We start from the raw sequence: 5,971 nt of genomic DNA on the forward strand, positions 1-5,971 counted from the left end.
TCGCAGGCCGACAATGATAGCAAACCATGCGCAGAGGAAACACAACAACGAGAACAGCAAATGTCCGATGTTCATTCCGCCGGCTGGCGTCCCGCGACCTGTTACCCCGATCCCGCGATCCATGCGCTCGATCCGCGCTTCGAGAAATACTGGCTGAAGCTCTCCGCCGTGGAACGCATCGCCACCGGCCTGCGCTGGGCCGAAGGCCCGGTGTGGTTCGGCGACGGCCGCTATCTGTTGTGCAGCGACATCCCGAATCAGCGCATCCTCAAATGGGAGGAAGAGACCGGCGCGGTCAGCATCTTCCGCAAGCCGTCGAACTTCGCCAACGGCAACACCCGCGACCGCCAGGGTCGGCTGATCACCTGCGAGCATGGCGGCCGCCGCGTGGTCCGCACCGAATATGACGGATCGATCACGGTGCTGATCGACTCGTTCGGCGGCAAGCGGCTGAACTCGCCGAACGACGTCGTGGTGAAGTCCGACGGTTCGATCTGGTTCACCGATCCGATCTTCGGCCTGCTCGGCAATTACGAGGGCTACAAGGCCGATCCGGAGATCGAGCCCAACGTCTACCGGCTCGACCCCGAAACCGGCAAGGCGACGATCGTTGCCGAGGGCATGCTCGGCCCCAACGGGCTGTGCTTCTCGCCGGACGAGAAGATTCTCTACGTCGTGGAATCGCGCGGCGAGCCGAACCGCAAGATCCTCGCCTACGACGTTTCCGCCGACGGCAAGACGATTGCCAACAAGCGCGTCTTCATCGATGCGGGCCCCGGCACGCCCGACGGCATGCGCTGCGACATCGACGGCAATCTGTGGTGCGGCTGGGGCATGGGCGATCCCGAACTCGACGGCGTCGTGGTGTTCGCGCCCGACGGCGTCATGATCGGCCGCATCGCGCTGCCGGAGCGCTGCGCAAATCTCTGCTTCGGCGGCGTCAAGCGCAACCGCCTGTTCATGGCCGCGAGCCAGTCGATCTATGCGCTGTATGTCAACACGCAGGGCGCGCTCGGCGGTTAGTTCGCGTCGTCCCGGCCTGCGCCGGGACGACGATAAAATTTCTACCTTCCCAAACGTCTGGCGCCCGAGCAGTTACCCGCCCCGGCGCCAAATTCGTGTCTCTCGCGCTTCCAGCTTACGCGGCGTTGTAGCCGGCGACCGCCTTGGCTTCGAGATATTCTTCCAGACCGTAGCGGCCCCACTCGCGGCCGTTGCCGGACTGCTTGTAGCCACCGAACGGGGCGGAACGCTCGTTCGGCACGCCCTGGAGGTTGACGTTGCCGGCGCGGATCTGGCGGCCGACGCGGCGCGCGCTCTCCACGGTGTCGGCCGAGACGTAACCGGCCAGACCATACGGCGTATCGTTGGCGATCTTGACGGCTTCGGCCTCGTCCTTGGCACCGAGGATGGTCAGCACCGGCCCGAAGATTTCCTCGCGGGCGATCGTCATGTTGTTGGTGACGTCGGCGAAGATGGTCGGACGGACATAGAAGCCCTTGTTGACGCCCTCGGGCAGGCCCGGACCACCGGCGACGAGCGTTGCGCCCTCGTCGATGCCCTTCTGGATCAGCGCCTGGATCTTGTCCCACTGGCCGCGATTGACCACCGGACCGATGGTGGTGCCGTCGGCACGCGGATCGCCGGCCTTGGTCTTGTCGGCGACGCCCTTCGCGATCGCGGCCACTTCCTTCATCTTGGAGAGCGGCACGATCATGCGCGACGGCGCGTTGCAGGACTGGCCCGAGTTGTTGAACATGTGCATCACGCCACCGGTCACTGCCTTGGCGAGATCGGCGCCTTCGAGGATCACGTTCGGCGACTTGCCGCCGAGCTCCTGGCTGACACGCTTGACGGTCGGGGCGGCACGCTTGGCGACGTCGACGCCGGCGCGGGTCGAGCCGGTGAACGAGATCATGTCGATGTCCGGGTGCTCGCTCATCGCGGCACCAACCTCCGGGCCGAGGCCGTTGAGGAGGTTGAACACGCCCTTCGGCACGCCGGCTTCATGGAGGATTTCCGCGAAGATCAGCGCCGAGGTCGGGGTGAACTCCGACGGCTTCAGGATCATGGTGCAGCCGGCGGCGAGCGCGGGCGCGACCTTGCAGGCGATCTGGTTGAGCGGCCAGTTCCAGGGCGTGATCATGCCGACGACGCCGACCGGTTCGCGCACGATCACGGCGGTGCCCATGGTCTCCTCGAACTCGTACTTCTTCAGCACTTCGAGGGTGTTCATGAGGTGGCCGAGGCCGGCGCCGGCCTGCAGCTTCTCGGCCATCGGCAGCGGTGCGCCCATCTCGTCGGAGACGGAAGCACCGATCTCCTTCATGCGGCCCTTGTAGACCTCGACGATCTTGGTGAGCAGCGCGATGCGCTCCTCGCGGCTGGTCCGGGAATAGGTCTCGAACGCGCGCTTGGCGGCGGCGACCGCCTTGTCGACATCGGCCTTGGAGCCGAGCGCAATCTCGTACATCGCTTCTTCGGTCGCCGGATTGACGACGGGGGTGGACTTGCCTTTGACGACGGGATCGACCCAGGCGCCGTCGATGTAGAATTGCATGCGATTGACCATCGGAAACCTCTTGTAGGGGGCGTATGGAATTGGGAACGGAGAGCGTTCGGCAGGCATCCTTGCACGAAAGCAGGGCGAATTGAACCCGCCATATGCGGGGCGCGGCTCGTGCACGCCCACGGCATATAAGATGCGAGGCCAGCAGGTAGCAAGACTCCAACCGTCGTCCCGGCGAAGGCCGGGACCCATAACCACCACCGTTAATGGTGAGAAGAATGCTGGGGCAACGAGTCGCGTCCACAACTCCCTTTTGTGGTAATGGGTCCCGGCCTGCGCCGGGACGACCACGTGGTGAGAGCCGGGGCTACACCGCCATCTTGCGATGCCGCACCGGGGCGCCGACCGACAGGCTTTCCGCGGCATCGATGATCGCGTTGGCGTCGATGCCGTAGTGGCGGTAGAGGTCGGCGATGGTGCCGGTCTGGCCGAAATGCTCGACGCCGAGCGCCTCGAGGCGGTGGCCGCGCACGCTGCCGAGCCAGCCGAGCGCGGCCGGATGGCCGTCGATCACGGTCACAATGCCGCAGTCGCGGCCGAGCGGCGCCAGCATGCGCTCGATATGACTCAAATGCTGCACGCCACGGCGGTCGCGGCGCAAATTCCGCGCTGCGGACCAACCGGCATAGAGCCGGTCGGCGGAGGTTACCGCCAGGAGACCGACGTCGCGGTGGCTCTCCCCGATCAGGCCGACCGCCTCGATCGCCTCCGGCGCGACGGTGCCGGTATACGCGATCACCAGGTCGCAGTTCGGACCCGGCTTGCGCATCCAGTAGGCGCCTTCGGTGATGTCGCGTTGCAGATCCGGCGTCATGATCCGTTGCGGCTGCTCCAGCGTCCGGGTCGAGAGCCGCAAGTAAACCGAACCACCCTCGGCGCCCTCGCGCTGCATGTGGCCAAAGCCCCACCCCATGATCACGGCAAGTTCATCGACGAAGGCCGGATCGAACGAGGCGAGCCCGTCCTGCCCGATCCCGATCAAGGGCGTCTTGATCGACTGATGCGCGCCGCCTTCCGGCGCCAGCGAGATGCCCGACGGGGTGGCCGCCACCATGAAGCGGGCATCCTGGTAGCAGGCATAGTTCAAGGCATCGAGGCCGCGCTCGATGAAGGGATCGTACAGCGTGCCGACCGGCAATAGCCGCGCGCCGTTGATCTGGTGCGACAGCCCGAGCGCCGAAAGCATGATGAACAGGTTCATCTCGGCGATGCCGAGTTCGAGATGCTGTCCCTTGGGCGAATATTCCCAGGTGAAGGCCGACGGGATCTTCTCCTGCCGGAACAGGTCATGGTTCTCCGCCTTGGCGAACAGGCCGCGGCGGTTGACCCAGCCGCCGAGATTGGTCGACACGGTGACGTCGGGCGACGTCGTGACGATGCGCGAGGCGAGTTCGTTGTCGCCGCGCGCCAATTCGTGCAGCACCAGACCAAAGCCTTGCTGGGTCGACATTTGCGCGGACGCCTTGAAAGCCAACCGTTCCGGCACGTCGATGACGGGCGCCGAGAGCCGGCGGCGGCCCTCGCGGTTGAACGGCGCGGCCGCCAGGAACGCCTCGAGCTTCGCCGGCTCCTGCGACAAGCCCTCGAACTTGTCCCACTCGTGACCGGTGCGGATGTTCTGCGCGGTGCGCCACTTCTCCATCTGCGCCACCGTCATCAGCCCGGCGTGATTGTCCTTGTGGCCCTGCATCGGCAGGCCGACGCCCTTGATGGTGTAGGCGATGAAGCAGACCGGACGATCATGGTCGATCGCCTCGAAGGCCTCGATCATGCTCGCCATGTCGTGACCGCCGAGATTCGACATCAGCGCCAGCAGTTCATCGTCGCTGCGGCGGTCGATCAGCGCCGTGACCTGTCCCTGGTCGCCGATCTCGTCGTGCAGCCGCTTGCGGAACGCAGCGCCGCCCTGGAAGCAGAGCGCCGCGTACATCTGGTTCGGACAATTGTCGATCCAGCGCTTCAATGCTTCGCCGCCGGGCTCGGCAAACGCCTCGAGCATCAGCTTGCCGTATTTCACGATCACCACGTCCCAGCCGAAATTGCGGAACATGGTTTCGAACTTCGACCACAGCCCCTCGCGCACCACGGCGTCGAGCGACTGCCTGTTGTAGTCGACCACCCACCAGGTGTTGCGCAGGCCGTGCTTCCAGCCCTCCAGCAGCGCCTCGAAGATGTTGCCCTCGTCCATCTCGGCGTCGCCGACCAGCGCGATCATGCGGCCCTCGGGCCGGTCGTTCAGCCAGCCATGCGCCTTGACGTAGTCCTGCACCAGCGAGGCGAACAGCGTCTGCGCCACGCCGAGACCGACCGAGCCGGTGGAGAAGTCGACGTCGTCGACATCCTTGGTGCGCGACGGATAGGATTGCGCGCCCTTGTAGCCGCGGAAATTCTCCAGCTTGTCGCGGGTCTGGTGGCCGAACAGATACTGGATGGCGTGAAACACCGGGCTTGCGTGCGGCTTGACCGCGACGCGGTCCTGCGGGCGCAGCACCGAGAAATACAGCGCCGACATGATGTTGGCGAGCGAGGCCGACGAGGCCTGGTGACCGCCGACCTTCAGCCCGTCGGTCGAGGGCCGGACATGGTTGGCGTGGTGGATGGTCCACGACGACAGCCACAGCACCTTGCGGGCCAGGGCTGTGAGCATGTCGAGGCGTTCAGGCGCAATTCCCATGGCGAGGCTCCCAGCAAGTTCGCCGATGTTACCGCCGCGATGGTCGCCGAAAATCTCAATTCCACGCGACAGCACAGGAAAAATTGGGATAAACTCCCACGATCCTGCCTCAATCGACGAGTTCATACCAATGCCTGCCCTCGATGCCATCGACCGCAAGATCCTGAGTCTGCTCCAGACCGACAGCCGCATGACCATGCAGGAGCTCGCCGACAAGGTCGGGCTGTCGGTGTCGCCCTGCCATCGCCGGGTCAAGCTGCTCGAGGAGCGCGGCGTGATCTCGCGCTACATCGCGACCGTCGACCAGAAATCGCTCGGGCTGCACGTCTCGGTGTTCATCTCGATCAAGCTGGCGCGGCAGAAGGAGGAAGACCTCAACCGCTTCGCCCGCGCGATCTCGAAATGGGACGAGGTGCTGGAGTGTTATCTGATGACCGGCAACCGCGACTATCTCCTCCGCGTCGTCGCCGCCGACCTGTCGTCCTATGAAGCGTTCCTGAAGAACAAGCTGACCCGCCTCGACGGCATCGCCTCGATCGAGTCGAGCTTTGCGTTGAGCCAGGTGAAGTATTCGACGGCATTGCCGGTGTGAGTGTGTCGGAATACTCGGACCGCATACTCGATGTCGTCCCGGCGAAGGCCGGGACCCATAACTACAAATTTTTGTTGTTGGACTGGGCTGTGGCCCCAGCCGGGCCTAACCACGGGTGCCTGTGGTTATGGGTCCC

At 64.8% G+C, this 5,971-nt stretch carries 4 protein-coding genes; 2 read left to right on the plus strand and 2 right to left on the minus strand.

Features of this window, described 5'->3' with window-relative positions; genetic code table 11:
• The first annotated feature begins 60 nt into the window (after positions 1–60).
• The gene (locus B2W55_RS29955; RefSeq protein ID WP_024579271.1) at positions 61–1,023 is read left to right on the plus strand and encodes an SMP-30/gluconolactonase/LRE family protein; all 963 of its coding nucleotides are present in this window, start codon (positions 61–63) and stop codon (positions 1,021–1,023) included.
• A 115-nt stretch (positions 1,024–1,138) separates the two neighbouring features.
• Here B2W55_RS29955 and B2W55_RS29960 read toward each other — a convergent pair whose 3' ends face one another.
• Positions 1,139–2,572: an aldehyde dehydrogenase family protein gene (locus tag B2W55_RS29960; protein WP_024579270.1), complete on the minus strand. Its 1,434-nt coding sequence runs from the start codon at positions 2,570–2,572 to the stop codon at positions 1,139–1,141.
• A gap of 304 nt (positions 2,573–2,876) precedes the next feature.
• A complete protein-coding gene (locus B2W55_RS29965) occupies positions 2,877–5,243 on the minus strand; it encodes a transketolase (RefSeq protein WP_024579269.1) in 2,367 nt (788 codons plus the stop codon).
• Positions 5,244–5,373: 130 nt separating this feature from the next.
• On the opposite strand from B2W55_RS29965, the gene B2W55_RS29970 reads away from it, so the two are divergent.
• A complete protein-coding gene (locus B2W55_RS29970) occupies positions 5,374–5,835 on the plus strand; it encodes an Lrp/AsnC family transcriptional regulator (protein ID WP_024579268.1) in 462 nt (153 codons plus the stop codon).
• The last annotated feature ends 136 nt before the right edge of the window (positions 5,836–5,971 follow it).

The sequence above is a fragment of the Bradyrhizobium sp. UBA2491 genome (assembly GCF_002341725.1).
Classification (GTDB): domain Bacteria; phylum Pseudomonadota; class Alphaproteobacteria; order Rhizobiales; family Xanthobacteraceae; genus Bradyrhizobium.